The 22,156-nt window shown below is 72.5% G+C and carries 21 protein-coding genes; 10 read left to right on the plus strand and 11 right to left on the minus strand.

Annotated features, from left to right (window positions below; genetic code table 11):
• Positions 1-4: 4 nt before the first annotated feature.
• On the minus strand, positions 5-496 hold the full coding sequence (locus DDP54_RS02935) for a hypothetical protein (protein ID WP_242448183.1): 492 nt from the start codon (positions 494-496) through the stop codon (positions 5-7).
• A gap of 291 nt (positions 497-787) precedes the next feature.
• Here DDP54_RS02935 and DDP54_RS02940 point away from each other — a divergent pair, with 291 nt between their 5' ends.
• A complete protein-coding gene (locus tag DDP54_RS02940) occupies positions 788-1,036 on the plus strand; it encodes a WhiB family transcriptional regulator (protein ID WP_109132306.1) in 249 nt (82 codons plus the stop codon).
• 104 nt (positions 1,037-1,140) lie between these two features.
• Here DDP54_RS02940 and DDP54_RS02945 read toward each other — a convergent pair whose 3' ends face one another.
• The gene (locus DDP54_RS02945; RefSeq protein WP_109132307.1) at positions 1,141-2,631 is read right to left on the minus strand and encodes a PAS domain-containing sensor histidine kinase; all 1,491 of its coding nucleotides are present in this window, start codon (positions 2,629-2,631) and stop codon (positions 1,141-1,143) included.
• A gap of 197 nt (positions 2,632-2,828) precedes the next feature.
• On the opposite strand from DDP54_RS02945, the gene DDP54_RS02950 reads away from it, so the two are divergent.
• The 7 genes from DDP54_RS02950 to DDP54_RS02980 all read left to right on the plus strand — a co-directional run bounded on the left by DDP54_RS02950 (position 2,829) and on the right by DDP54_RS02980 (position 10,743).
• Positions 2,829-3,344, plus strand: coding sequence for a DUF2505 domain-containing protein (locus tag DDP54_RS02950; RefSeq protein ID WP_109130488.1), 516 nt, complete (start codon positions 2,829-2,831; stop codon positions 3,342-3,344).
• A 284-nt stretch (positions 3,345-3,628) separates the two neighbouring features.
• Positions 3,629-4,966, plus strand: coding sequence for an extracellular solute-binding protein (locus DDP54_RS02955; RefSeq protein WP_242448184.1), 1,338 nt, complete (start codon positions 3,629-3,631; stop codon positions 4,964-4,966).
• A 95-nt stretch (positions 4,967-5,061) separates the two neighbouring features.
• Positions 5,062-6,069 carry a sugar ABC transporter permease gene (locus DDP54_RS02960; RefSeq protein WP_109130489.1) on the plus strand — a complete coding sequence of 336 codons (1,008 nt, stop codon included), beginning with the start codon at positions 5,062-5,064 and terminating at the stop codon, positions 6,067-6,069.
• Positions 6,066-6,986 (plus strand): carbohydrate ABC transporter permease, encoded by a 921-nt coding sequence (locus DDP54_RS02965; protein WP_109130490.1) that lies wholly within the window; start codon positions 6,066-6,068, stop codon positions 6,984-6,986. The genes DDP54_RS02960 and DDP54_RS02965 overlap by 4 nt, the downstream gene beginning before the upstream one ends.
• Positions 6,987-7,075: 89 nt before the next feature.
• Entirely contained in the window at positions 7,076-8,116 is a 1,041-nt protein-coding gene (locus DDP54_RS02970) for a LacI family DNA-binding transcriptional regulator (RefSeq protein ID WP_109130491.1), read from the plus strand.
• Between the two features lie 136 nt (positions 8,117-8,252).
• Complete coding sequence (locus tag DDP54_RS02975; RefSeq protein WP_109130492.1) at positions 8,253-9,524, plus strand: Glu/Leu/Phe/Val dehydrogenase; 1,272 nt, start codon at positions 8,253-8,255, stop codon at positions 9,522-9,524.
• A gap of 91 nt (positions 9,525-9,615) precedes the next feature.
• Positions 9,616-10,743 (plus strand): LLM class flavin-dependent oxidoreductase, encoded by a 1,128-nt coding sequence (locus tag DDP54_RS02980; RefSeq protein WP_242448185.1) that lies wholly within the window; start codon positions 9,616-9,618, stop codon positions 10,741-10,743.
• A 47-nt stretch (positions 10,744-10,790) separates the two neighbouring features.
• Here the strand turns inward: DDP54_RS02980 and DDP54_RS02985 are convergent, their stop codons facing one another.
• The 3 genes from DDP54_RS02985 to DDP54_RS02995 form a co-directional block, all read right to left on the minus strand.
• Positions 10,791-11,150 (minus strand): META domain-containing protein, encoded by a 360-nt coding sequence (locus DDP54_RS02985; RefSeq protein ID WP_109130494.1) that lies wholly within the window; start codon positions 11,148-11,150, stop codon positions 10,791-10,793.
• Positions 11,151-11,213: 63 nt separating this feature from the next.
• Positions 11,214-11,993, minus strand: coding sequence for a hydrogen peroxide-dependent heme synthase (gene hemQ, locus DDP54_RS02990; protein WP_109130495.1), 780 nt, complete (start codon positions 11,991-11,993; stop codon positions 11,214-11,216).
• Positions 11,990-13,240, minus strand: coding sequence for a ferrochelatase (locus DDP54_RS02995; RefSeq protein WP_242448186.1), 1,251 nt, complete (start codon positions 13,238-13,240; stop codon positions 11,990-11,992). The genes hemQ and DDP54_RS02995 overlap by 4 nt, the downstream gene beginning before the upstream one ends.
• Positions 13,241-13,449: 209 nt before the next feature.
• Between DDP54_RS02995 and DDP54_RS03000 the strand changes: the two genes are divergently transcribed.
• Positions 13,450-14,352: a serine/threonine-protein kinase gene (locus tag DDP54_RS03000; protein WP_242448187.1), complete on the plus strand. Its 903-nt coding sequence runs from the start codon at positions 13,450-13,452 to the stop codon at positions 14,350-14,352.
• A 59-nt stretch (positions 14,353-14,411) separates the two neighbouring features.
• Here the strand turns inward: DDP54_RS03000 and DDP54_RS03005 are convergent, their stop codons facing one another.
• Positions 14,412-14,918 (minus strand): flavodoxin domain-containing protein, encoded by a 507-nt coding sequence (locus tag DDP54_RS03005; RefSeq protein ID WP_109132309.1) that lies wholly within the window; start codon positions 14,916-14,918, stop codon positions 14,412-14,414.
• Between the two features lie 441 nt (positions 14,919-15,359).
• On the opposite strand from DDP54_RS03005, the gene DDP54_RS03010 reads away from it, so the two are divergent.
• The gene (locus DDP54_RS03010; RefSeq protein ID WP_109130498.1) at positions 15,360-15,929 is read left to right on the plus strand and encodes an NYN domain-containing protein; all 570 of its coding nucleotides are present in this window, start codon (positions 15,360-15,362) and stop codon (positions 15,927-15,929) included.
• Positions 15,930-15,933: 4 nt separating this feature from the next.
• On the opposite strand, the gene DDP54_RS03015 is transcribed toward DDP54_RS03010, so the two are convergent.
• From DDP54_RS03015 to nirB, 5 genes are read right to left on the minus strand one after another with little or no spacing between them, the layout of a single operon-like run.
• Positions 15,934-16,695, minus strand: a complete 762-nt coding sequence (locus tag DDP54_RS03015) for a CbiX/SirB N-terminal domain-containing protein (RefSeq protein WP_109130499.1) — start codon at positions 16,693-16,695, stop codon at positions 15,934-15,936.
• On the minus strand, positions 16,692-17,789 hold the full coding sequence (locus DDP54_RS03020) for a uroporphyrinogen-III synthase (protein ID WP_109132310.1): 1,098 nt from the start codon (positions 17,787-17,789) through the stop codon (positions 16,692-16,694). The genes DDP54_RS03015 and DDP54_RS03020 overlap by 4 nt, the downstream gene beginning before the upstream one ends.
• 20 nt (positions 17,790-17,809) lie before the next feature.
• Positions 17,810-19,063 (minus strand): uroporphyrinogen-III C-methyltransferase, encoded by a 1,254-nt coding sequence (gene cobA, locus DDP54_RS03025; RefSeq protein ID WP_109130500.1) that lies wholly within the window; start codon positions 19,061-19,063, stop codon positions 17,810-17,812.
• Entirely contained in the window at positions 19,060-19,440 is a 381-nt protein-coding gene (nirD, locus tag DDP54_RS03030; RefSeq protein WP_109130501.1) for a nitrite reductase small subunit NirD, read from the minus strand. The genes cobA and nirD overlap by 4 nt, the downstream gene beginning before the upstream one ends.
• Positions 19,437-22,088, minus strand: a complete 2,652-nt coding sequence (gene nirB, locus DDP54_RS03035) for a nitrite reductase large subunit NirB (protein ID WP_109130502.1) — start codon at positions 22,086-22,088, stop codon at positions 19,437-19,439. The genes nirD and nirB overlap by 4 nt, the downstream gene beginning before the upstream one ends.
• Positions 22,089-22,156 lie beyond the last annotated feature (68 nt).

Raw genomic sequence — 22,156 nt, forward strand, 5'->3', positions numbered from 1 at the left:
GGGCTCAGCTCGTCGGCGAGGCAGCCCCGGTCGTCGCGGCGACCACCGACGGGAGGACGAGTCCCACGCCGACGACGACGGCCGCCCCCAGGACGAGTCCCGCCCACCAGGTCGCCTCGACCCCGAGCCACCCGAACGCGAGCACGGCGAGCAGCAGCTGCCAGGTCAGCACCGGCGACCTCGACCACCGCCGACCCCGCCAGAGTCCGCGCGCCGAGGCGACCAGCACGGCCGCGACCCCGAGCATGAAGGCGAGCAGGAACGCCGCGGCGCCCGGGACGCTGGCCCCGCGCACGAGCTGGGCACCGAACGCAATCCCGACAGCGACCAGCAGCGTCGCCTCGAGGAGCACGAGCACGCACACCACGACAAGCATCAGAGGCTTGGCCCCGGCGGCCCGGGCTCCGGCGGACTCCGCCCCGTCGCCCCCTCGCGCTCCCGCCGGGCGACCTGGACGCGGCGGGCGGGCAGCGGGTTCGGGGCGGCGAGATGTCACGGTTCGAGGCTACGGGAGGGAATTGGCACCGAGATGGCCCGACAGGGTACGGTGACCGCTAGATCCATGGTCTGCACACAGGTGTGATGAAGACCTCATCTTTACGCGGGCGAAACCTCGCGGTAACCCTTGTGCCCCGCCTGTTCAGGTGTGAGGCTAAGTCTCAGCAGTTGACCACCACCCTTCGTAGCGGGCCGGGTTCGCCTGTGCCTGCACAACGGCAAGGTCGCGTCCGCCCCCTGAGCCCAGCCCCTCAACGGGACGGGTTTGCCGTGTCCTGAGGAGATGTTCATGGATTGGCGCCACCGCGCAGCGTGTCTCGACGAGGACCCCGAGCTGTTCTTCCCGATCGGCAACACCGGTCCGGCCCTGCTCCAGATCGAAGAGGCGAAGGCCGTCTGCCGCCGCTGCCCCGTCATGGACACGTGCCTGAAGTGGGCACTCGAGTCCGGACAGGACGCGGGCGTCTGGGGTGGCCTCTCGGAGGACGAGCGCCGCGCGCTCAAGCGTCGCACCGCGCGCCAGCGCCGGGCGAGCTGACCTGCTAGTTCCCGCACCACTCTTCCGAGGCCGCCGGCCGCTCACCTGAGCGCCGGCGGCTTCGTCGTGCCGGGGGCTTCGTCGCGCGGACGAGCCCCGCAGGGTCACCAGCCGCCCGACTCCCCTGACGTCGCAGCGTCCCGGCCCGGGTTGCGCAGGACGATGTGGAGCACGACCTGCGTCCCGCCGCCCTCCCGCGGTTCCCAGGCGATCGTGCCGCGGAGCTCGTTCGTGACGAGGGTCTGCACGATCTGCGTGCCGAGCCCCGTCCCGGCGCCCGCGCCCACGGGGATCCCGACGCCGTCATCGGCCACCGTGATCGTGAGCTCGGAGCCGTCGCGCTCGGCCGTGACGTCGACCGTCCCCCCGCCCTGCGACGACAGGCCGTGCTCGACGGCGTTGGTGACCAGCTCGGTCAGGACCAGGGCGAGTGCCGTCGCGTCCTCTGCGGGCACGAGACCGAACGTGCCGTGCACGACGGTCCGCACCTGGCCGCCCGCGGAGGCCACGTCGGCAGCCAGCCGCAGGCTGCGACCGACGAGGTCGTCGAACGGCACGATCTCGTCGAGGGTCTGCGAGAGCGTCTCGTGCACCAGGGCGATCGTCGCGACTCGACGCATGGCCTCGGCGAGGGCGTCCCGCGCCTCGGGGCTGCTCATCCGACGCGACTGGAGCCGCAGCAGCGCCGCGACGGTCTGCAGGTTGTTCTTGACCCGGTGGTGGATCTCCCGGATGGTCGCGTCCTTCGTCATGAGCTCGCGCTCACGTCGGCGCAGCTCGGAGACGTCGCGGCACAGCACCACGGCGCCGAGCCGCTGACCGTCCTCGGTGAGCGGGACGGCGCGCAACGACAGCGCGACCCCGTGCAGCTCGAGGTCGGTGCGCCACGGCGCCCGGCCCATGAGCACGAGCGGCATGGACTCGTCGAACGCCATGGGCTCGTCGATCACATCGGTCGTCACCTCGACGAGCGAGCGCCCGACGAGGTCGCCGATCGCACCCAGCCGGTGGAAGCAGCTCAGGGCGTTCGGGCTCGCGTAGAGCACCTCACCCTCCGAGTTGAGCCGGATGAGCCCGTCGCCCACGCGCGGCGCACCCCGGCGCGGGCCGGTGGGGGCGTTGACTGCCGGGAAGTGCCCTCGGGCGATCATGCCCATGAGGTCGTCGGCGGCCTCGACGTAGTTGAGCTCGAGGCGGCTGGGCGTGCGGGCCCCACCGAGGTTCGTCTGCCGGGCGATGACCGCGATCGCTCGCCCGTCGTGGACGACGGGGACCGCCTCCTCGCGCACGGCGTACGAGCCGAACCAGCGCGGTTCGCGCGAGCGCTGCGCGCGCACCTCGGTGAGCGAGCGCCGCAGCTGCGGTCGCTGACCGTCGGGCGGCCGAGAGCCCACGACGTCGTCGTAGTGGACGGTCGCACCCGTGCTCGGCCTGCACTGGGCGATCGCGATGAAGTCGCCGTCCGACGTCGGCAGCCACAGGACGAGGTCGGCGAACGCGAGGTCGGACACCACCTGCCAGTCCCCGACGAGCAGGTGCAGCCACTCGAGGTCGGCGGCATCGAGCGAGGCGTGACGCGACGCGAGGTCGCTCAGGGTGGACACGAGGTCCAGCCTAGGTCGCCTGACCCTGCGGACTCGCGGCGTGCGGGCGCACGGCGCGCTAGCGTGGTGGCGGGCGCGCGCGCAAGGGCCCGCGACCTGCGAGGTTCCCCGGAGCCAGTGGCCGAGTCGCCCGCGACGCACGCGCCGAGCACTGCGCGCACGCACGCGCCGACGAGGAGGACCGACCTGTGCACCTGACCGTGACGCTCGACCTGCCGGCCGACCCATCGACGGCGACGCGCATGCTCGCGGACCCTGGCTTCGTCCACGCGAAGGTGCGAGCGACGGGTGCGCTCGACCAGCAGGTCGACGTCGTGAACGGCGAGAACGGTGCCTTCACCGTGACGACCCGCAGGTCGCTGCCGACCGACCAGATCCCGGCCAACCTGCGCGCGTTCGTCGGGTCGAGCCTGCACGTGCGTCAGGTCGAGGCCTGGGACACCCCGCGGCCCGACGGGGAACGGCGCGGGACGGTCGTCGTCGAGATCACGGGAGCTCCCGTGCGCCTGACGGGGACGATGGTCCTCGCAGCGCACGGTGCGGCGTCCACCCTCACCTATGACGGCGATCTCAAGGCCGGCATCCCCCTGTTCGCCGGCGCGGTCGAATCCGCCGCCGCCGACGTGATCCGTGACGCGCTCTCCGTCGAGGGGGTCGTTGCTGTGCGTTGGCTGGAAGGTCACGGAACGGGTGGCGAGGCGTAACAATTCGATAACATGGTGGCGACAGTCAGGGCTTTGACCTGCACAAACGCTGCCGTGGGATCGCTACCACACCCGTTTGGACCACCCCGTCCTTGACACGCGACCAGCACCGGACAAGAGTTCAGCGCAGCGCGTGGGAACGCTCCCGCACAGGTGGCGGAATCGCTCCCACGCGAGGGTCCACACGGCCCACGTCCGTTGATCGTCCACGCCCCTGGGCGGGTGCGATCGGCGAACACCCTCAGGTGCGGCGAGGACGCCGTCCGAACGACAAGGGAGTCACAGTGCGCAAGACCACACGCAAGATGTGGGCAGCCGCGGCCGGGGTCACGGGCATCGCCCTCCTCGCCACCGCATGCAGCTCAGGCGGATCCACGACGCCGGCCGCGACCGAGAAGGCCACGACAGCAGCCAGCACCGAGAAGATCACGCTCAAGGTCGCGACGTTCAACGAGTTCGGCTACGACGACCCCGCAGGCTCGCTGTACGACGCGTACACGAAGCTGCACCCGAACATCACGATCGAGCCCGTCAAGGCCGCCACGTCCAACGAGGCCCGCGACAACATGAACACGCGTCTCGCCGCCGGCTCCGGCCTGTCGGACATCGAGGCCATCGAGGTGGACTGGCTCCCCGAGCTGCTCCAGTACTCGGACAAGTTCGTCGACCTGAACTCCGACGAGACCAAGGGTCGCTGGCTCGAGTACAAGACCGCGCAGGCCACTGACAGCACGGGCCGGCTCATCGGCTACGGCACGGACATCGGCCCCGAGGTCATCGCGTACCGCGCCGACCTCTTCAAGGCCGCGGGTCTCCCGACCGACCGCGCCGAGGTTGCTGCGCTGTTCGGCGGCAAGGACGCGACGTGGGACAAGTACTTCGAGGTCGGCAAGCAGTTCGCCAAGGCCGGCACCGGCGTGCCGTTCTTCGACTCCGCCGGCGCGACCTACCAGGGCATGATCAACCAGGTCACCGACGCCTACGAGAACCCGGCCGACGGCACCATCACGGTCAAGGACAGCGCCGAGGTGAAGGACATCTACAACAAGGTCCTCACCGCTGCGGTGACCGACAACCTGTCGGCGCACCTCGGACAGTGGAGCCCGGACTGGCAGGCCTCGTTCCAGACGAACGGCTTCGCCACGATGCTCGCACCGGGCTGGATGCTCGGCGTCATCGAGGGCAACGCCAAGGGTGTCACCGGCTGGGACATCGCCGATGTCTTCCCCGGCGGCGCCGGCAACTGGGGCGGTTCGTTCCTGACCGTCCCGGCGCAGGGTGCGCACCCGGAGGAGGCCAAGGCCCTCGCCGCATGGCTCACCGCCCCTGAGCAGCAGATCACCGCGTTCAAGTACAAGGGCACCTTCCCGAGCCAGACCGAGGCTCTGTCGAGCCCCGACCTGCTCGGCGTGACCAACGCGTTCTTCAACGCTGCCCCCACGGGCGAGATCCTCGCGAACCGCGCCAAGGCGCTGCCCACGACCCCGCCGTTCAAGGGCACGAACTACTTCGCGATCAACGACGCGATGCAGCAGGCCCTGAGCCGTGTCGACGTGGACAAGACGGACAACGCTGAGGCGTCCTGGACGAAGTTCATCGACGCAGTGAGCGCACTGGGCTGATGCCCGACCGAGCCGGCCCGCCGGTGCTCAGGCACCGGCGGGTCGGCTCAGCCCGGTTACGCTCCATCTCACCCAGCGCCCCGCTAAGGATCACGATGACGACCTCGACCACTCCGCACCTGGACCGCCGCCCCAGTCCGCCGACGCGGGACCGCGACCCTCGCCGCGTGGGTCTCCGCCAGAAGCTCGGCCGCTGGGACGTCAAGCTCTCGCCCTACCTGTACATCTCGCCCTTCTTCATCCTGTTCGCCATCGTGGGCCTGTTCCCGCTCGCGTACACGGCGTACGTCTCGATGCACAAGTGGCACCTCATCGGCGGTGAGGGTGCGTTCGTCGGGTTCGACAACTTCGCCTTCGTGCTGCAGCAGCCCAACTTCTGGCGCGCGCTGCGCAACACGTTCAGCATCTTCCTGCTGTCGTCGGTGCCGCAGATCTTCGTCGCGATCATCCTGGCCGCGGTGCTGGACGCGAACCTGCGAGCCCGGACCTTCTGGCGCATGGGTGTCCTCCTCCCCTACGTCGTGGCGCCCGTCGCGGTCAGCCTCATCTTCTCGAAGCTGTTCGCGGACCAGAGCGGCATGATCAACACGATCCTCAACAACATCGGGCTCGACTCGATCCGCTGGCACGCCGATGTGCTGTCCAGCCACTTCGCGATCGCGACGATGGTCAACTTCCGGTGGATCGGGTACAACACCCTGATCTTCCTCGCAGCGATGCAGGCCGTGCCCCGCGACCTCTACGAGGCCGCGATCCTCGACGGCGCCGCGCGCATGCGCCAGTTCTTCTCGATCACCGTGCCGATGCTGCGCCCGACGATCATCTTCGTGGTCGTGACCTCGACCATCGGTGGGTTGCAGATCTTCGACGAGCCCCGCATGTTCGACCAGTTCGGGCAGGGCGGCGCCGACCGTCAGTGGCTGACTGTGACGATGTACCTGTACGAGCTCGGCTGGGGGGCCCAGAAGAGCTTCGGCCGCGCCGCGGCCGTCGCCTGGATCCTCTTCCTCATCATCGTCGCCGTCGGCGTCATCAACTTCTCCCTCACCCGCCGGATCTCCACCGACACGGCGCCGAAGTCCGGAAGGAAGGCCAAGCGATGAGCGCGCCTTCGATCCCCGTCATCCAGCAGACCGCCGGCCGCGGTGCAGCCCGGGCCGCGGCCCGCCGGCGCCACATCTCGACCGGTGCGGGCTCCGACCGTCGCGCCGGGTGGGTCACGTACGTGATCCTGGCCTTCGTGCTCGTGATCTCGGCGTACCCGCTGTACTACGCGTTCCTGCTCGCCAGCTCGAACGCCGGAACCATCGCGCAGAACCCGATCCCGTCGCTCCTGCCCCACGGCGAGTTCTTCGACAACGTGAAGCGCGTCCTGGACTCCGACATCCAGTTCTGGAAGGCGTTCCGCAACAGCGTCATCGTCGCGGTCCTCACGTCGGCCTCGGTCGTCCTGTTCTCGACGCTCGCCGGGTTCTCGTTCGCGAAGCTCCGCTTCCGTGGACGCGGTCCGCTGCTCGTCTTCGTCATCGCGACGATGGCGGTCCCGACCCAGCTCGGCATCGTGCCGCTGTTCATCGTGATGTCGAAGCTCGGCTGGACCGGGAAGCTCACGGCCGTCGTCGTCCCGGGCATGGTCACCGCGTTCGGGGTGTTCTGGATGACCCAGTACCTCGAGTCGGCCCTGCCCTACGAGCTCATCGAGGCAGCGCGCGTCGATGGTGCCTCGATGATCCAGACCTTCTACCATGTCGCAGTTCCCGCGGCGCGACCGGCGGCCTCCATGCTGGCGCTGTTCACGTTCGTGGGCTCGTGGACGAGCTTCTTCTGGCCGTTCATCGTGCTCGGGTCCTCGAACCCGACACTGCCGGTCGCGGTCCAGCTGCTGCAGTCGACCTACTTCAAGGACATGGCCCTCATCATGGCCGGTGTCACACTGTCGGTCGTGCCGCTCGTCGTCGTCTTCATCTTCGCGGGCCGCCAGCTCGTTGCGGGCATCATGCAGGGAGCGGTCAAGGGCTGACAGCCCGGGGCGGGGCCTGCACGCTGCGGGTCCCGCCCACCACTTCTTGCTGCATTCGCTGCTCCGGCAGCCTCACGAGGGGACGACCCATGGTGATCGACAACGATGCGATCCGCCCCACGCTCGGGCGACCCCCCGCGCCCACGCTCGAGCAGGTGGCCGAGCGGGCCGGAGTCTCGCGCTCCACGGCGTCACGCGCCATCAACGGCGGCCTGCGGGTCTCCCCCGAGGCGCAGGCCGCGGTCGAGGCTGCGATCGCCGAGCTCGGCTACACGCCCAACCGCGCCGCGCGCTCGCTCGTCACCAAGCGGACCGACTCGATCGCGCTCGTCGTCCCCGAGCCCGACGAGCGGGTCCTGTCGGACCCGTTCTTCGCCGGGATGCTCAACGGGCTCAGCACGGCGCTCGCCGACTCCGAGATGCAGCTCGTCCTCGTCATCGCCCGTCCGGGCGACAGTGCCCGGACGATCCGCTACCTCCGCAACGGCCACGTCGACGGCGCGATCGTCGTCTCGCACCACCGCGACGACGAGCTCGACCGCGCCCTGGAGATGTCCGGCCTCCCCAACGTCTTCGTCGGCCGCCCGCTGTCGGGTGAGAGTGACGCGCAGTACGTCGACACCGACAACGTCGAAGGTGGTCGGATCGCCACCCAGCGGCTCATCAGCATCGGTCGGCGCCGCCTCGCGACCATCGCCGGCCCGCTCGACATGTCCGCCGGCATCGACCGGCTCACGGGCTGGCGCGAGGCCGTCCGTGCCGCGGGGCTCCCCGAGGACGCCGTCGTGCACGGCGACTTCACGATCACCTCAGGAGCGGCCGCTGCGCGTCGGCTCCTCGCCGCGCACCCCGACATCGACGGACTGTTCGTCGCGTCCGACCTGATGGCCGTCGGTGCGATGGGCGTGCTGGCCGAGCTCGGCCGGGACGTCCCGGGCGACATCGCCATCGTCGGCTACGACAACGTCGGTGTGGCGACCTCGACCAACCCCCCGCTCACGACGGTGATCCAGCCGGTCATCGCGATGGCCCGGGCCGCCGGCGCACGGCTCCTCGACCAGCTGCACGGCGGAGGCGACCGCGAGCCGCTGATCTTCGCGCCCGAGCTCGTCATCCGTGGGTCGGCCTGACCAACTCGTCGATCGTCGTGGCAGGGTAGGCACGAACGCGGAACGGGCGGAAGGCAACGGTGCCGACCGCGCACTCCCGCCCCGCGGAGCCCGGCCGTCAGCGGCCGGACCGGATCGCGCCTGGAGGCACACCCGCATGACGGAGTCCGCCGCCCCCCTCGTCGAGAGCCCCTCCCCGCTCGGAACGGCCCGCGCCCAGCTCGCCAAGGCGGTCGACGTCCTCGGCTACGACGGCGGCCTGCACGAGATGCTCGCCACGCCGCGCCGGGAGATCACGGTGTCGATCCCGCTGCGCCGCGACGACGGCACGATCGAGCTGTTCACCGGCTACCGCGTGCAGCACAACATCTCGCGCGGGCCCGGCAAGGGCGGCCTGCGGTACGCCGCGAGCGTCGACCCCGACGAGGTCCGCGCACTGGCGATGCTCATGACGTGGAAGTGCGCGGTCGTCGAGCTGCCGTACGGCGGCGCGAAGGGCGGTGTCACGATCGACCCGCGCCGGTACTCCAAGGCGGAGCTCGAGCGCGTCACGCGCCGCTACACGAGCGAGATCATGCCGATGATCGGCCCTGAGCGCGACATCATGGCGCCCGACATCGGCACCGACGAGCAGACCATGGCCTGGGTCATGGACACGTTCTCGGTCAACCGCGGCTACACGATCCCCGCCGTCGCGACCGGCAAGCCGCTCGCCGTCGGCGGCTCGCTGGGCCGCCTGACCGCGACGTCGCGGGGCGTCGTGCACACGGCACGCGCCGCGCTCGCCAGCGCCGGCGTCGCGCTGTCCGAGGTGCGCGTCGCCGTGCAGGGCTTCGGCAAGGTCGGCTCGCACGCGACACGGTTCTTCGCCGAGGCCGGCGCCACGGTCGTTGCGGTCAGCGACCAGTACGGCGGGGTGCAGGCCTCGGACGGCCTCGACGTCCCCGCGCTGCTCGCCCACGTCGCCGCGACGGGCTCGGTGGTCGGTTTCGCCGGCGGGGACCCGATCGACAACACGACACTGCTCGCGCTGGACGTCGACGTCCTCGTGCCCGCCGCGGTCGAGGGCGTGCTCGACGCCGAGACCGCGGGGTCGGTCAAGGCAGCGTGGGTCGTCGAGGCGGCCAACGGCCCGACGACCGCGCGCGCCGACGCCATCCTCGCCGATCGTGGCATCGTCGTCGTCCCCGACATCCTCGCCAACGCCGGCGGCGTCGTCGTGTCGTACTTCGAGTGGGTCCAGGCCAACCAGGCGTACTGGTGGACGGAACGGGAGATCGAGGAGCGCCTCGAGCACCGGATGCTCGAGGCGTACGCCGCGGTCGCCGAGGCCGCGCGCACGCACGGGCTCACCCTGCGGGACGCCGCGATGATGATCGGCGTCCGACGCGTCGCGGAGGCCCACCAGATCCGCGGCCTGTACCCCTGACCCCGGGCGGTGACCTCGGCGTGGCGGGATGGGTCGGGCCCGTCGCAGCGTTGCTGTCCAGGTGACCACCTCAGTCGGACCGACCTCAGCCGTGCCCTCCACCGAAGCCGCCGAGAGTGCAGATCCCGCGACCGGCGCAGCGCTTCCGGGCGCGGCGCGGACGATCCCGGTGGGCGTCCTCGACACCTCGCCGGTCTCGGCGGCCGCGACGAGCCGAGATGCGCTCCTCGCCACGACCCAGCTCGCACGGGCGGCCGACGAGCTCGGCTACTCCCGGTTCTGGGTCGCCGAGCACCACGCCATGCCGGCCGTGGCGTCGACCTCTCCCGGCGTCCTGATCGCCCATCTCGCCGCCGCGACCCGACGCATCCGGGTCGGGTCCGGGGGCGTCATGCTCCCGAACCATCCGGCGCTCGTCGTCGCCGAGCAGTTCGCGATGCTCGAGGCCCTGCACCCGGGGCGCAGCGACCTCGGCATCGGCCGGGCACCCGGCGCGGACCCCGCCACGGCCGCTGCGCTGCGCCGGACCGTCGAGGGTCTCGGCGCGGAGGACTTCCCCGCCGAGCTCCTCGACGTGCTCGCGCTGCTCGGCCAGACCCCCGGGGGCCGGGCACCGTCGGTCCGCGCGCGGCGCCTGCTCGCGACGCCCCACCAGACCTCGACCCCGCAGGCGTGGCTGCTCGGGTCGAGCCTGTTCAGCGCACAGCTCGCGGGAGAGCTCGGCCTGCCGTACAGCTACGCGCACCACTTCTCGACGGGCCACACCGGCGAGGCGGTCGCCGCCTACCGGTCGGCGTTCCGACCGTCAGCGGTTCGCTCGGAGCCGTACGTCATGGTCTCGTCGTCGGTCATCGTCGCGGACACCGCCGCCGAGGCCTTCCACCTCGCCGGGCCTAGCCGCGTCATGGCGCTGAGCCTGCGGACGGCCCGCCCGCTCGGCCCGATCGTGAGCCCCGACGAGGCGGCCCGGATCCTCGCCGAGCTCGACCCGGACGCCGCGCGGGACTTCTTCGCCCGGATGCCCGGGACGCAGATCGCCACGACCGCCGAGCTCGCGGCCGCCGAGCTCGGCGACCTCGTGCGTCGGACAGGCGCCGACGAGCTGCTGGTGACAGCCACGGCGTTCGACGTGGCCACGCGGGTGCACACCCTGGAGGCGCTCGCTGACGTCTGGCCCGGGCTCGGCGCCGGTCGTCTGGACGGCGGCGGTCTCAGCTGACGGTGCCGTCTCGGCTGACGGTGCGGTCTCAGCCGACGGCGGTGGTCTCAGCTGACGGGTTCCGCCCGCACGCGCGTCAGCCGTGACGCGTGGCCGGCGGCGTCGACGAGCACCAGCACGTCACCGTCGACCCGGATGGTGGGCGCGCCACCCAGCAGCTCGAGGACGGCGCGCTCGCGGGCCTCGTGGTCGGGGATCCCCGCCATCTGGGTAGTCGCGAGCGGGCCGAACGTGAGCCGGTCGCCGTCGAGCGTGTAGGTGGAGCGGAACCGGTTGATCCCACCGGTGCCGTACACCTGGCCGTCGTCCTCGAACGTGAGCTCGGGCCTCGCGCGGTCGGGGACGGGGGCGACAGGCACCCCGTCGACGTCGTCGAACCGCCACGTCGACCCCGCGAGACGCCTCATGGCCCGATCATGGCACGCGCGCCGACCCGCGCCCAGGGGCGACCGCTCCCGGGCGCCGTCGGGTCAGGCGTCGCGCGGCTGCCGGTCGGCCCACTCGGTGAGGCTGACGCGGGGGCCCGTGTAGAACGGCACCTCGACGCGCACGTGACGCCGCGCCTGCGTGGCGCGCAGCTCGCGCATGAGGTCGACGATCCGGTCGAGCTGCTCCGCCTCGAACGCGAGGATCCACTCGTAGTCGCCGAGCGCGAACGCCGCGAGGGTGTTGGCGCGGACGTCGGCGAAGTCCTTGGCGGCCTGACCGTGCTCGACGAGGAGGTCGCGCCGTTCGGCGTCCGGCAGCAGGTACCACTCGTAGGAGCGCACGAACGGGTAGACGCAGAGGTAGGAACCGGGGTCCTCACCGGCCAGGAACGCCGGGATGTGGGACCGGTTGAACTCCGCGGGCCGGTGCAGCGCGACGACCGACCACACGGGCAGCAGGTGCCGGCCGAGCTCGCTCGCGCGCAGACGCTGGTAGGCGCCCTGGACCGCCTCGATGCTGTCGCCGTGCCACCACACCATGAGGTCCGAGTCCGCACGCAGGCCCGAGACGTCGTACCACCCGCGCACGACCAGGTCGCCTGCCGGCCGGCCGGGGACGCCGTCACGCACCGCGGACTCGGCGGTCGAGACGAGCTGCGCGCGCTCGTCGTCGTCCTCAGGCAGCGCCTCCTCGAGCGCGAACACCGAGAACATCGCGTAGCGGATCGCGGCGTTGACCGCCTCGGGGGCACCGCCGTGCTCGTGCGCCTCGGCCGGCCCGCGGGGGGTGCCGTGCTCGGCGGGTCCTGTGTGCGTGCTCATCGTCGCGCTCCTGTCGTCGAGGTGTCGTCGTGCGATACGGCATGAGCCGCCGGCGGGACCGGTGCGGCCGGGTCGGCCTGCGACGCCGGTTCGTCCGAGCCGCACGCGGCGGGCACGCCGCTGTCGACTCCGTCGCGTAGTCGGCAGCAACCGGGACGGCACACGTCGGGCCAGGCGTCGAACGCGCCGACCGTCGCGCGCACCGCGTCCTCGCCCCGCTCGGCGGCGGCGCGCTCGAGCACCATGTCGACGAGCCCCTCGACGAACGGTGCCCGGGTCCCCGCGGTGCCGGCGCGGACGGCCTCGACCCCGAGCTCGCGAGCGGTCTCGAGCGCCTCGGTGTCGAGGTCGAACGCAACCTCCATGTGGTCGGAGACGAACCCGATCGGGGCGAGGACCACGGACCGCATCCCGGCCGCGGCGCGCTCGGCGAGCAGGTCGTTGACGTCGGGCTCGAGCCACGGCTGGCTCGGCGGGCCCGAGCGTGAGCAGAACGCGAGCGTCCACTCCACCGGGTGCCCGAGCCTCTCGCCGACCTGCGCCGCGACGAGCGCCCCGACATCGAGGTGCTGGTCGAGGTAGCGGGGACGCTGCGCACCGGACGCGTCGTTCATGGTCGTCGGGATCGAGTGCGTGACGAAGACGAGGGGCGCCGCAGCCGCCTCGGCGGGCGAGCAGCCCGTGCGCTCCGCGAGCGTCGTGTACGCCTCCACGACCGCGTCCGCGTTCGCCCGCACGAACCCGGGGTGGTTGAGGTAGTGCCGGAGCTTGTCGACCACGAGGCCGGCGCCGCCGTCGCCACCCGTGGGCGTCGTCGCGCCCAGGCCGACGAGCGTCGCCGCGAGGTTCTCGCGGTACTGGCGGCAGCCCGAGTAGGAGCCGTACGCGCTCGTGACGATCGCCAGGACCCGCTCGGCACCCTCGGAACGAAGACCGGACAGCGCATCGGCGGTGTACGGCTCCCAGTTCCGGTTGCCCCACGCCACGGGCACGCTCACTCCGCGCCGCGCGAGCTCCCCGCGCAGCGCCTCGAGCAGCTCGAGGTTCTGCGCGTTGATCGGGCTGCGACCGCCGAAGTGGGCGTAGTGCTCGCCGACCACGGCGAGCCGCTCGTCGGGGATGTTCTTGCCGCGCGTCACGTTGCGCAGGAACGGCAGCACGTCCTCGGGACCGTTGGGTCCTCCGAACGAGTAGAGCAGGATCGCGTCGTACGGCGCGACGGACGTCGGGGTCACGGTCGTGGGCACGGCAGCATCATCCCACCGGCGAGGCCCCCTGGGCGGCCCGTCCGAGCTGACCGGGTCGGAGACGATCCGTCGCATGCCGCCCAGCTCGCGTCGGGATGCGCGAGCGAGCGGCCCGGCTTAGCGTTTCCTGGGGCCACCGGAGCGATCACCCCACCGGACGCGGCACGGGCCACCCGCTCGACGAGCGCTCGGAAGGGGTCGGCAGCACAGTGGGCACCCTGAACGCCGAACGCCTGCGCGACTGGTGGCTGGGCCGCCGCTACCAGCTCCTCTCGCCCATCGGTCGAGGCGGGGCCGGCACGGTCTTCCGGGGCATGGACGAACGCCTCGCCCGACCGGTCGCGATCAAGGTCGTCGACCTGGCCGGCGTCCGACCGCGCGACATCGGGCGGTTCGCGGCCGAGGCGCGAGTCCTGGGCGGGCTGGCGCATCCTGGGCTCGTGGCGCTGCTCGACGTCGGCGCCGACCTCGGTCCCACGCGCGAGCCGCTCGCGTACCTCGTGATGGAGCTGGTCGAGGGGGTCACGCTGGCGACGATGCTCGACCGCGGGCCGCTCGACCCCGGCCAGGCCGCGGACGTCGGCCAGCAGCTCGCGCAGGCGCTCGATCACGCGCACGCCGCCGGGATCGTGCACCGTGACGTGAAGCCCGCGAACATCCTCCTGTCGGCCGAGCCGGTGGTGTCCGGGCACATCGCCGGCCCCTCGGTCACAACCAAGCTCGCCGACTTCGGGATCGCGCTCGGGCCGACCGCCGCGGCGGACGAGACGTTGAGCGACCGGACCCGCGGCACCGCTAGCTACCTGAGCCCGGAGCAGGCGCTCGCCCAGACGCTCGGACCGCCGTCGGACGTCTACTCGCTCGGTCTCGTCCTGCTCGAGAGCCTCACGGGTGTCCGCGCGTACCCGGGAGGCGCGCTCTCGAGCTCACTGGCTCGTCTGCTCGCCACGCCGGACGTGCCGGAGCGTCTCGGCCCGCGCTGGTCGTCGCTCCTGCGTGGGATGACGACGATGGTGCCCGAGGCCCGCCCGACCGCGTCCGACGTCGCCGAAGCCCTGCGGCAGATGCGCCGCCCAGCCTTGTGGGACCGCGTAGCCGCGCGGCTGGACTGAGCTGGTCGGCTGGACTGAGCTGGTCGGCTGGACTGCGCTGGTCAGCTGGACTGCGCTGGTCAGGCCGTCCGGACGACCATCTCGGCCAGTGCGGTCGCGATCTGACCGGCCCACGCGGAGATCGCACCGAAGTCCCGGTGGTCGCCCTCGCGGGCCCGAGCACCGGCGATGATCGAACGCTCCGTGAACGCGAGGACGCTGCGGTCGAGACGTCCCGCGAAGCTGCGGTGGCCGCGAGCGCCCAGATTGTCCCGCAGCGCGAGGATCTCGTGGGGAGAGTTGGCTCGCGCGGACGGCTGCGTGGCCAGGCCCGAGGAGAAGATCCAGACCGGTCGGCGTGCGAGGTCGTCGGCGAACTGCGCCGCGAAGTCGCGGGCGGCAGGGAGCCAGTGAGCGGTGTACACGGCCGAGCCGAGCACGACGGCGTCATACCCCGTGACCCCCGTGACGAGGGTGGGGTCGAGCTCGTCGACGCTGTGGCCCGCGGCCGACAGCACAGCGGCGATCGCCGTGCCGATCTCCTTGGTCGCACCGTGCCGTGACGCCACCGTGACCAGGATCTTCATCGGGTTCACCTCCTGCTCGACTCGTCGTAACGAGACGCGGTCCGACTGACCGCGTCTCGTTGTCCATCGTGCGCTTCGACGTGCAAGATATCTTGGGCCGGAGGTCCCCCCGCCGACGTGACCGAGCCCACTCCCCCAGGAGGCGAATCAGCACGATTGTGGGATCTCACCGCGAATCCGGGCACGCAGACCGGGACAGACAGGGCATGCTGCGCCGTAGCCCCCGGCGCCGCGCGGCGCGCGGCGCCGGCAAGGTCGCCCTGCGCCTGGCCCGACGTGTGAACGTCCTACTCCGTGGCGGGCTCTCGACCGCCAACACCGCCCCGACCGCCTTCAGCCTCAACGGGACAACCTGCGCGGTGAGGTGATCGGCGTGACGCCACCGGCCGACGGTCGCGCGTTCACGGACTCGGCCGGTCTGTCACGCCGTACGCTGACCGGATGGCGAACGAGGACGGCCGCACCACGTATGTCCTGGTCGACGGCGAGAACATCGACGCGACGCTCGGCTCCGCGATCCTCAACGGCCGCCCGACGCCCGAGCAGCGACCGCGCTGGGAACGCATCCTCGACTTCGCGCAGCGCACGTGGGACCAGCCGGTCAAGGGGCTGTTCTTCCTCAACGCCTCAAACGGCACCATGCCGATGTCGTTCGTGCAGGCGCTCATGGCGATCGGCTACCAGCCGATCCCCCTCGCGGGCGAGAGCTACGAGAAGGTCGTCGACATCGGCATCAAGCGCACCCTGACGGCGCTTGCCGCGCGCCAGGGTGACGTCCTGCTCGCGAGCCACGACGGCGACTTCACGCCGGAGATCGAGTCGCTGCTCGGTACAGACCGACGTGTCGGGCTGCTCGCGTTCCGCGAGTTCACGTCGAGCGCGCTCGCTCAGCTCACGGACCGAGGGCTCGAGGTGTTCGACCTCGAGGGCGACGTCCACGCCTTCAACGTGCAGCTCCCGCGCCTGCGGATCATCCCGCTCGCCGAGTTCGACCCGCTGCGCTACCTCTGAGCGGCTAGGTCTGGGCCCCGCTGCCTTCAAGGACGGCGGCGGCCGACGCGTACCGGTCCAGCACGATCTCGACGATCCTGTCGTCCGGTGCGAGCGGAGCGCTGACCACGTCGGCGCCCGCGTCCAGCACGCGGTCGTGGAAGAACCCCGGCGCGAGCAGGTACGACGCAACCACGACGCGTCCGGGGGCGGTGGCGCGCGCCGCGGCGACCGCCTCGGGGACGCGTGGGGTGGAGCCGGCGCCGTAGCCCACGGTGACGGGCCGCCCCAGGCGGGTGGCCAGCCCCGCGGCGACCTCCTCGACCGCGACCGCCGCCGCGGGGTCCGTGGACCCCGCCGCCGCGAGCACCACCGAGTCGCCGGGCGCCAGGCCCGCCTGGGTCAGCCGGTCGACCAGCACGTCGACGAGACGGGGGTCCGGTCCGAGCGGAGGGGCGGCGATCGCGAGCCGGTCCTCGACCGCTGCGGCGATGTCGACACGCACGTGGAAGCCGACCGACAGGAGCAGAGGCACGACGACCGCCGTCAGGCCGAGCTCCGCGGCGCTCGCGACGACGTCGGCCACGGCGGGCTCCTGGACGTCGACGAACGCCTCGCGGACGACCAGGTCGGGCCGGGCGTCGGCGACCGACGCGAGGATCGACCGGATCACGGCCCGGCCCTCCAGGTTGTCGGTGCCGTGCGAGCAACCCACGAGGACGGCTCGTGCGGTCGCGACGTCGGCGTCCCGCTCGACGGTGGCGGCCTCCCGGTCACGTGGGCTCATCGAGTCCCTGCTTCCTTGAGCTCGAGTCGGTAGCCGCGCTTGACCACGGTCCGGATCAGGTCGCGACCCGCGGTCTCGCGCAGCCGGGCGATCGCGACCTCGGCGGCGTGCGGGTCCTGCGAGACACCGGGCAGGACCGCCAGGACGTCCGAGCGGGGCACGACGGCACCCCGCGCGGCCGCCAGCAGCCGCAGCACCTCGAGGCCCGACGGCGACAGTGGCAGCACGCGCCCGTCGAGCACGGCGGCGCCCCGGTGCACCTGCAGCGCACCGCCGATCGTCTGCAGGGTCTGCAGCCCGCCGTAGTGGGCCACGAGGGTTCGGACGAGCGACCCGAGCCGCCCGCGGTCGGGCACGATCGGCACGATGCCGCGCTCGATGAGCGGGCGTGCGGTGACTGGTCCGACGGCCGCGGCGACGACCGCGCCGCGGACGAACCGGCGTCGGACCGCTTCGGCGACACCCGCGTCGTCGGCCGCAGCGAGCCATGCCGCGGCACCCGGGGCCGAGGTGAACACGACGGCGTCGATCTCCCCGGCTGCTGTCGCGGTGACCGACGCGGCGAGCGCCGCCGGGTCGGGGGGCGGACCCCAGCGATACACCACGAGGCTGCGGACGTGCGCGCCCGCGGCCTCGAACGCCTCGTCGAGACCGTCCGCGCCGGCGCCGTGGTGCTGGACGGCGATCTTGAGCCCGCGCACGCCCTCGTCGAGCAGGACCTGAGCGATCTCGGCGCTGGTCTCGGACTCCGCGACCCAGTCGGCCTGGAGCCCCGCCGCCTGGATCGCTCCGCGCGCCTTGGGTCCGCGGGCGATGATGCGAGCGGCGGCGAGCGCGGCCGTCAGCTGCTCGCCGAGCCCCACGGCGTCGGCCGCCTCGATCCAGCCGCGCAGCCCGATGCCCGTCGTCACGACGACGACGTCGGGCGGGTCGGCGATGAGCGCACGCGTCCCGGCGAGCAGCGCGGCGTCGTCCTGGTTCGGGATCATGCTGAGCGCGGGCGCGTACCGGATCACGGCACCTCGGCGGGCCAGGGCGGCGCCGAGCTCGCCGGACCGACGGTCGGCCGTGACGAGCACGACGCAACCCGCCATGACCTGGTCGATGGGTTCGCTCACGGCGCCAGTGTGACGCGAACATGTGTCAGGCGCGTGTCGGCCGGCGCGTCGAGCAGACCTTCGGCCGCGACGGCGCCGAGCACGATGACCGCGGGCGAGCGGACGCCCACCGCCGCGGCGACGGCCGCGATGCGCGCGAGGGGGGCCCGCGTGACGCGTTGCGCGGCCATCGTCCCGTTCTCCACGATCGCGACGGGCGTCGCGGCGTCGACCCCCGCGGCAAGTGCGGCGTCGGCCATCTCGGCGAGCAGGCCCACCCCCATGAGGACGACGAGGGTGAGGGTGGACTCCCGGAGCCCGGCGAGCGCGGAGCCCGACAGCGCCTCGTGGCCGTGCACCACCTGGACGGCTGCGACCGTCCCGCGGTGCGTCAGCGGGATCCCCGCGGCGAGCGGTGCGGCGAACGCGCTGCTGACGCCCGCGACGACCTCGACCGGCACCCCGGCCGCCCGGCACGCCAGCACCTCCTCGCCGCCCCGGCCGTAGAGGAACGGGTCGCCACCCTTGAGCCGGACGACGCGCTCGCCGCGCTGCGCCCGCTCGACCAGGATGCGGTTGATCTCGTCCTGCGGGACCGGGTGGTGACCGGACGTCTTGCCGACGTGGACGACCTCCACATCGCGGGGCAGCTCGGCGAGCACGCTCGTCGGACCGAGGCGGTCCGTCACGACCACGTCGGCCTCGGCCAGCGCGCGTCGCCCGCGCAGGGTCAGCAGGTCGACCGCGCCGGGTCCACCGCCGACGAGGACGACGCTTCCCGTGCCGGGCACGCGCGCCCGCCCGCGGCGCAGGTCGACCCGACCTTCCCGCAGGTGCTCGGCGAGCTGGTCCCGGACGGACGCGCTGCGGCGCGGGTCGGCCGCTCCCGTCGACACGACCCCGACGAGGACGTCTCCGCTGACGGTCGTCGCGGGGGTGCGCGCCGTCCCGGACGCGGCGTCGCCGAGGTTGACGCAGAAGATGCGCCGCTCGGACGCCCAGCCGACGACGGCGGCATCTGTAGCGCGGTCCCCCGTCGCCGTCTGCACGAGCCACGCCCCGTCGAGGTCGTCCGCTGCGACCTCACCCGCCCGCCACTCGACGAGCCCGTCACGAACCAGGTCCGCGAGCTCCTCGCACAGCTGCGGCGCGACGACGAGGACGCGCGGGGAGTCGACGAGCAACGCCTGGACGCGTCGGGCGGCGACGGGCCCGCCCCCGACGACCACGACGCGACGGCCCGTCAGATCGACCCCCAGGAGCGAGGTCATCGTGCACCGCCGACGTGCACGACGCCGTCCGTCACGACCACCTGCCAGGTCCGCAGGTCGAGCGGAGCCTTGCCCGCGCCGTCGAGGCACCGGCCGGTCTGGAGGTCGAAGACCTGCTTGTACATCGGCGAGGTGAGTGTCGGTACGTCGGCGCCGTCGATCGAGCGGGACCCGACGATGCCCCGCGACATGACGTGCGCACCGCTGAACGGGTCGAGCTGCTGGACTGCGAGCACGCGGTCGTCGAGGAGGCGCACGAGGGCGACCTGCTCGGAGTCCACGAGCGCCGCCGCACCGCGCTCGGGGGCGAGGTCATCGAGCGTGCACACCGCGGTCCACCGGACCGTCGCGGCTGCGAGGTCCGCCGGGGCCGTCATGACCGCACCGCGAGCGTCGTGCCGGCGACCAGGACGGCGCCGCCCGTGCCGTCGTCGTGCGCTGCGCGCTCCGCCGCCGTGGCCGGGCGGGCCTGCCCGCGTTCCTCGACGTAGGCGAGCGACGGGTCGGGGGTCGTCGGGGCGTTGACGAAGGACGCGAAGCGCAGCAGCTTCTCGGGGTCGTCGAGCGTCGCGCCCCACTCGTCCTCATAGGTGTCGACGTGCTGGGTCATCTGCGCGTCGAGATCCGCCGCGATCCCGAGCGAGTCCTCGAGCACCACCGCGCGGACCCCGTCGAGCCCGCCCTCGACGTCGTCGATCCAGGGTGCGGTCCGCTGGAGGCGGTCGGCCGTGCGCACGTAGTACATGAGGAAGCGGTCGACCGTGCGGATGAGGGTCTCGGTGTCGAGGTCCTCGGCGAGCAGCTGCGCGTGACGTGGCGTGAAGCCGCCGTTGCCTCCCACGTAGAGGTTCCAGCCCTTGTCGGTCGCGATGATGCCGACGTCCTTGCCGCGGGCCTCCGCGCACTCGCGCGCGCAGCCGGACACCCCGAGCTTGATCTTGTGGGGCGAGCGCAGGCCGCGGTACCGCAGCTCGAGCTCGACCGCGAGCGCCGCGGAGTCCTGCACCCCGAAGCGGCACCATGCCGAGCCGACGCACGACTTCACGGTCCGCAGCGACTTGCCGTAGGCGTGGCCCGACTCGAAGCCCGCGTCGACCAGACGGCGCCAGATCCCGGGCAGCTGGTCGATCCGCGCCCCGAACATGTCGATCCGCTGACCGCCCGTGATCTTCGTGTACAACCCGTAGTCGAGGGCGACCTGGCCGATCGCGAGCAGCCCCTCGGGAGTGACCTCGCCGCCCGGGATCCGGGGGACGACCGAGTACGAGCCGTCCTTCTGCAGGTTGGCCATGACGTGGTCGTTCGTGTCCTGCAGCGTGGCGCGCTCACCCTCGAGCACGTGGGCGGGTGCCGTCGTCGCGAGGATCGACGCGACGACGGGCTTGCACACGTCGCAGCCGCGCGCGTCGGGGCGGGTTCCGAACCGGCGCATGACCTCGCTGAACGACGTGATCCCGGTGACCCGGACCGCGTCGTACAGCTGCGCCCGGGACATGTCGACGTGCTCGCACAGCGCTCGGCTGACCGTGACGCCGGCCTTCTCGAGCTCGGCGGTCATGAGCTTCTTGACGAGCGGGACGCACGAGCCGCAGCTCGTCCCGGCCTTGGTGCAGGCCTTGACGCCCGGCAGGTCGGTGCAGTCGTGGTCGGTGACGGCCGCGCGGATCGTGCCCGCCGTGACGTTGTTGCACGAGCACACGGTCGCGTCGTCGGGCAGCTCGAGGCGCACCTCGCCGGAGGTCTGGGGCAGGAGGTAGGCCGCGGGGTCGCCGGGCAGCTCGCGACCCAGCATGGGCCGCAGCGACGCGTACTCCGACGCGTCCCCCACGAGCACCCCGCCGAGCAGGGTCCGGGCGTCGTCCGAAAGCACGAGCTTCTTGTAGACGCCGCCCACCGGGTCGGCCCACACGATCTCGAGGGCGCCGGGGGTCCGCGCGAACGCGTCGCCGAAGCTCGCGACGTCGACGCCGGCGAGCTTGAGCTTCGTCGCGGTGTCCGCTCCCGGGAACGTCGCCGCACCGCCGAGGAGCCGGTCGACGACCACCTCGGCCATCGCGTAGCCCGGGGCGACGAGACCGATGCATGCGCCCTGGATGCACGCGACCTCGCCCGCCGCCGAGATCGCGGGGTCGGCGCTCAGGCACGTGTCGTCGACGACGACGCCGCCGCGCGGACCGGCGTCCAGGCCGGCCGCCCGGGCGAGCTCGTCGCGCGGGGTGACGCCCGTCGCGACGACGACGACGTCGACGTCGAGCCGTCCCCCGTCCGCGAACTCGAGGCGCCCCACGGCCCCCTGCCGGTTCGGCCGCATGTGCGTCGTCGCGGTGTCGACTCGCACCGCGACCCCGAGCTGGTTGATGAGCCGCCGCAGCGCCTGGCCGCCACCCAGGTCGACCTGGGCCGACATGAGGTGCGAGCCGAACTGGATGACCGTGCTCCGTGCGCCGAGCGCCTGCAGCGCGCCGGCCGCCTCGAGCCCGAGCAGCCCGCCGCCGATGACCGCCCCGCGCACCGGCCGCCCCCAGCGCTGCGCCTGCTCCTCGACCCAGCCGCGCAGAGCCGCGACGTCGTCAAGCGTGCGGTACACGAACACGCCGGGCAGGTCGTTGCCCGGGATGGGCGGCATGGACGCGCTCGAACCCGTGGCGAGGACGAGGTGGTCGTAGCGCCACGACCGCCCGCTCGCCGTGGTCACCGTCTGGCTCTCCCGGTCGATGCCGACGGCTGCGTCGCCGCGCACGAGCCGGACCAGCGGGTCGGCCCACAGCGACTCGTCACCGAGCGCGAGGTCGCTCGCGCGGCGGCCCGAGAAGTAGCTCGTCAGCGCCACGCGGTCGTACGGCGCGCGCGGCTCCTCCGCGAGGACCGTCACCCGCCAGGCGCCCGCGGCATCCCGGGCCCGCAACGCCTCCACGAGCCGCTGGGCGACCATGCCGCCGCCGACCACGAGAAGCTGACGCGGCCCCTGCGGGGACGACGTCAGGTCGGGCGGGGCGGGGCGGTCGGTCGGGTCGTTCGCGTCCATCGTCAGCTCCGGGGTGGGGAGGGGTGGGCTCGCGACCACGCTAGGGACCGCGTGTTTCGATCGGTGTC

Source organism: Cellulomonas sp. WB94 (genome assembly GCF_003115775.1).
In the GTDB taxonomy this organism is placed as follows: Bacteria; Actinomycetota; Actinomycetes; order Actinomycetales; family Cellulomonadaceae; genus Cellulomonas_A.

Coding starts and splice junctions, on each gene's coding strand:
- DDP54_RS03015 (WP_109130499.1), bottom strand. CDS start 16,695: ATGAGCCCACGTGACCGGGAGGCCGCCACCGTCGAGCGGGACGCCGAC.
- nirB (WP_109130502.1), bottom strand. CDS start 22,088: ATGGACGCGAACGACCCGACCGACCGCCCCGCCCCGCCCGACCTGACG.
- cobA (WP_109130500.1), bottom strand. CDS start 19,063: ATGACCTCGCTCCTGGGGGTCGATCTGACGGGCCGTCGCGTCGTGGTC.
- DDP54_RS02975 (WP_109130492.1), top strand. CDS start 8,253: ATGACGGAGTCCGCCGCCCCCCTCGTCGAGAGCCCCTCCCCGCTCGGA.
- DDP54_RS02970 (WP_109130491.1), top strand. CDS start 7,076: ATGGTGATCGACAACGATGCGATCCGCCCCACGCTCGGGCGACCCCCC.
- DDP54_RS03020 (WP_109132310.1), bottom strand. CDS start 17,789: ATGGCGGGTTGCGTCGTGCTCGTCACGGCCGACCGTCGGTCCGGCGAG.
- DDP54_RS03005 (WP_109132309.1), bottom strand. CDS start 14,918: ATGAAGATCCTGGTCACGGTGGCGTCACGGCACGGTGCGACCAAGGAG.
- DDP54_RS02965 (WP_109130490.1), top strand. CDS start 6,066: ATGAGCGCGCCTTCGATCCCCGTCATCCAGCAGACCGCCGGCCGCGGT.
- DDP54_RS02940 (WP_109132306.1), top strand. CDS start 788: ATGGATTGGCGCCACCGCGCAGCGTGTCTCGACGAGGACCCCGAGCTG.
- nirD (WP_109130501.1), bottom strand. CDS start 19,440: ATGACGGCCCCGGCGGACCTCGCAGCCGCGACGGTCCGGTGGACCGCG.
- DDP54_RS02985 (WP_109130494.1), bottom strand. CDS start 11,150: ATGAGGCGTCTCGCGGGGTCGACGTGGCGGTTCGACGACGTCGACGGG.
- DDP54_RS02960 (WP_109130489.1), top strand. CDS start 5,062: ATGACGACCTCGACCACTCCGCACCTGGACCGCCGCCCCAGTCCGCCG.
- hemQ (WP_109130495.1), bottom strand. CDS start 11,993: ATGAGCACGCACACAGGACCCGCCGAGCACGGCACCCCCCGCGGGCCG.
- DDP54_RS03010 (WP_109130498.1), top strand. CDS start 15,360: ATGGCGAACGAGGACGGCCGCACCACGTATGTCCTGGTCGACGGCGAG.